The organism is Micromonospora sp. ALFpr18c (assembly GCF_008868155.1).
In the GTDB taxonomy this organism is placed as follows: Bacteria; Actinomycetota; Actinomycetes; order Mycobacteriales; family Micromonosporaceae; genus Micromonospora.
In genome coordinates this window covers 1-760 of the sequence record NZ_WBKR01000445.1, presented here as the reverse complement: position 1 = coordinate 760, position 760 = coordinate 1, and the positions used below count along the sequence as shown (strand labels likewise).

Annotated in this window: 1 protein-coding gene; it reads right to left on the bottom strand. The window is 64.5% G+C overall.

Going from position 1 to position 760, the window contains the following annotated elements:
* Positions 1-696 (bottom strand): transposase (locus tag F8271_RS31630; RefSeq protein WP_225854912.1); only part of this gene is annotated, 696 nt, incomplete at its 3' end.
* Between the last annotated feature and the right edge of the window lie 64 nt (positions 697-760).

Genomic DNA, 760 nt, shown 5'->3' with positions numbered 1-760 from the left:
GCCGTCGACCCGGATGAGGATTTTCCGGCGGTATTTCGCCGGGATCTGCTCGATCGCGTCGGCGAGGACCCGAATGTGATCACTGACCGTGTTGGATCCGGCGTTGCCTTCTCGCAGCAGCATGGCGAGGGATTCGCTGGTGTTGGCGCACCACGCCCCGAGTGGGTGGAAGCCGAAGCCTTTCTTGAACGTTACCGCCGCGCCCTGTTTATCCGAGTGCGCGGTGATAAGGGTGGCGTCCAGGTCGATCACGATCCATCCGTGCAGGAGTTTATCCGCGACCAGCAGCCAGGGGAACCCGCCCGGCCGGCCGGCGATCAGGTCCCATACCCGCCGGCGGGCTGTTGCCCGAGCCTTGCCGATCTTACCCAGTGTCACCGGGTCGAGGCCGGTCAGACACCGGCGGACCGTGCTGTCCGACGGTGGGTCACCGAACACCGGAGCCTGATGGGCCAGCAGGTCGATATCGGTCACGCTGGTCGCGCCGAGCGCGATCGACACCGCCAGGGATGTCAGCACGGTTCCCCGATCCCACCACCCAGGGCCTTCGCCCCGGGGTATCACCACGTTCAACCCGCTGGTCAGACCCGCTTTGTCAGCGCATTTACGCAGCAGGACCGCCCCTGCGTGACCGACGAGGTTCTTATCTGTGGCCGTCACCGACAGCCGGTCATCCCACCCGATAGACTTGCTCACCAGAAAGGTGCACCCGCTTCTACAAAGGACATGGCGTAGACAACCACATCCTTGCAGGTCGGGT